Below are 2,333 nucleotides of genomic sequence, written 5' to 3' on the forward strand. Positions count from 1 at the left end.
ATTTTGTACTTCAAATAATAAATTTATTTATAGAAGAAGTCCCATCAGATGTGGAACAAATAAAAGTAGGAATTAATGCAAAAAATTCATTCTCATGCATATGGTTATGCACATAAAGTAAAACCTACATTAGATTTGTTGGGAATGGAAGCTGCTTATGAAGAAATTTTGCAAATCGAGCAGTGGACAAAAAATGTAGGTAAGAAAAAAGAAATTAAAGAAATATATAAAAGCTTATCTAGTCGAGTAGATTCAGCTCTAGCTGAAATAAAAAAAGATTTTAGTTTATAGTTTACTTCAAAAGTTATTTTTTTAAATCTAACATCTAATTTTAAAATCTAAAATTCGAAATGAAAGCAACCATAGTAACAGTTGGCGACGAAATCCTTATTGGACAAATTGTCGATACAAATTCGGGCGTAATAGCCAAATTTTTAGATAAAATAGGAATTGGCGTACACGAAATGCTTTCAATAACTGATGATAAACAGCACATTCTACAAACGCTTTCGTCATTACAAAACAAAGTAGATGTTGTTATTATAACTGGTGGTTTAGGACCAACAAAAGACGATATTACCAAGAAAACACTCTGTGAATATTTTGATGATGAATTAATAATTGATAGTAAAGTATTAGCCCACGTTACGCAACTTATAGAGCAATATTTTAAACGACCAATTACAAAACTCAATCAGGATCAAGCGCTTGTTCCTTCTAAATGCGAAGTGCTTTTTAATCAAGTAGGAACAGCGCCTGGGATGTGGTTACAAAAGGAAGGTACCGTTTTTATTTCATTACCGGGAGTGCCATACGAGATGAAATATTTGATGGAAAATGAAGTGATTCCAAGATTAATTTCAAAATACGAACGACCGTTTATTATTCATAAAACCATTTTAACTTATGGAGTTGGAGAAAGCTTACTGGCAGAACGAATAGAAATTTGGGAAGATAATTTACCAGAATTTATAAAATTAGCCTATTTGCCAAGTCCTGGAAGAGTTCGTTTACGAATTTCTGCTCGAGGAACTGACGAAGTGGTATTGCAAAATGAAATTAAGATACAAGTAGAAAAGTTGAAATTAATTATTTCCGATTGCATTGTTGGTTTTGAAGAAGATGAAACAATAGAAGTCGTTTTAGGTAAACTCTTAGCGAAAAAAAAGCTAACCTTTTCCACAGCAGAAAGCTGTACAGGAGGAAAAATAGCTTCAATTATAACATCAATTTCGGGATCATCAAATTATTTTAAAGGAAGTGTTGTAAGTTACGCAACGGAAGCAAAAGTTAATCTTTTAGGAGTTTCTCAAGAAAAAATAGACAAATTTTCTGTGGTTAGTTCTCAAATTGCTGAAGAAATGGCAATTCAAGCTCAAAAAATATTTAAAACAGATTTTTCCATTGCAACAACAGGAAATGCAGGACCAAACAAAGGAGATGCAGATGCAGAAGTTGGAACAGTTTTCATCGCAATAGCAACTCCAAAAGGTGTTTACTCGGAAGAATTTAACTTTGGACAACCACGAGAAAAAGTGATTGATAGAGCAGTAAATAAAGCACTAGAAATAATTTATAAAGAAATTTTAAAAAACTATTAAAATTAATTTGCGAAAACCATTTATTTTTCGTTCTTTTGCACTCTGAATTTTGAATAACGATAAAAGATAATTATAATGTCAAGAGTTTGTGACCTTACTGGTAAAAGAGCGATGGTAGGAAATAACGTTTCTCACGCAATGAACAAGACAAAGAGAAAATTCTCTGTAAACTTGTTAAAAAAACGTTTTTACCTTGCTGAAGAAGATAGATGGATTACTTTAAGAGTAGCTGCCTCTACAATTAAAACAATTAATAAAAATGGAATTGCTGCAGTTTTGAAAAAAGCGCAGACAGAAGGATTTATTAAATAATCCGGTCCTAAAAACTATATAGCAAGATGGCAAAGAAAGGTAATAGAATACAAGTAATTTTAGAATGTACTGAGCACAAATCTTCTGGCGTAGCTGGAACTTCACGTTACATTACAACTAAAAACAAAAAGAACACTCCAGATCGTTTGGAGATCAAAAAATTCAATCCAGTATTGAAAAGAGTAACTGTTCATAAAGAAATTAAATAATATAAGTCATGGCAAAGAAAACCGTAGCAACTTTACAAACAGCTTCTAAGAGATTATCTAAAGCAATCAAAATGGTAAAATCTCCAACAACTGGAGCATACACTTTTGTTGAAGCAATTATGACACCAGAAGAAGTAGATACATTCTTAAAAAAGAAATAATCTAACATAACAATATACTAAAGCTACTTTCTTTCGGAAGTAGCTTTTTT

5 protein-coding genes are annotated in these 2,333 nt (G+C 31.5%); all 5 read left to right on the plus strand.

Going from position 1 to position 2,333, the window contains the following annotated elements:
* The first annotated feature begins 75 nt into the window (after nt 1-75).
* A complete protein-coding gene (locus ACHZC3_RS00475; RefSeq protein ID WP_394757917.1) occupies nt 76-291 on the plus strand; it encodes a hypothetical protein in 216 nt (71 codons plus the stop codon).
* A gap of 59 nt (nt 292-350) precedes the next feature.
* A complete protein-coding gene (locus tag ACHZC3_RS00480) occupies nt 351-1,601 on the plus strand; it encodes a CinA family nicotinamide mononucleotide deamidase-related protein (RefSeq protein WP_394757918.1) in 1,251 nt (416 codons plus the stop codon).
* A 75-nt stretch (nt 1,602-1,676) separates the two neighbouring features.
* The gene (gene rpmB, locus ACHZC3_RS00485) at nt 1,677-1,913 is read left to right on the plus strand and encodes a 50S ribosomal protein L28 (RefSeq protein ID WP_394757919.1); all 237 of its coding nucleotides are present in this window, start codon (nt 1,677-1,679) and stop codon (nt 1,911-1,913) included.
* Between the two features lie 26 nt (nt 1,914-1,939).
* The gene (gene rpmG, locus ACHZC3_RS00490; protein ID WP_394757920.1) at nt 1,940-2,122 is read left to right on the plus strand and encodes a 50S ribosomal protein L33; all 183 of its coding nucleotides are present in this window, start codon (nt 1,940-1,942) and stop codon (nt 2,120-2,122) included.
* Nucleotides 2,123-2,130: 8 nt separating this feature from the next.
* Nucleotides 2,131-2,283 (plus strand): DUF4295 domain-containing protein, encoded by a 153-nt coding sequence (locus ACHZC3_RS00495; protein WP_091472961.1) that lies wholly within the window; start codon nt 2,131-2,133, stop codon nt 2,281-2,283.
* The last annotated feature ends 50 nt before the right edge of the window (nt 2,284-2,333 follow it).

Source organism: Flavobacterium sp., assembly GCF_043720215.1.
Taxonomy (GTDB): Bacteria; Bacteroidota; Bacteroidia; order Flavobacteriales; family Flavobacteriaceae; genus Flavobacterium.

Bases quoted from the DNA above. Each gene is read 5' to 3' on its own strand.
- ACHZC3_RS00475 (WP_394757917.1), top strand. From the start codon at position 76: ATGCAAAAAATTCATTCTCATGCATATGGTTATGCACATAAAGTAAAA.
- ACHZC3_RS00480 (WP_394757918.1), top strand. From the start codon at position 351: ATGAAAGCAACCATAGTAACAGTTGGCGACGAAATCCTTATTGGACAA.
- rpmB (WP_394757919.1), top strand. From the start codon at position 1,677: ATGTCAAGAGTTTGTGACCTTACTGGTAAAAGAGCGATGGTAGGAAAT.
- rpmG (WP_394757920.1), top strand. From the start codon at position 1,940: ATGGCAAAGAAAGGTAATAGAATACAAGTAATTTTAGAATGTACTGAG.
- ACHZC3_RS00495 (WP_091472961.1), top strand. From the start codon at position 2,131: ATGGCAAAGAAAACCGTAGCAACTTTACAAACAGCTTCTAAGAGATTA.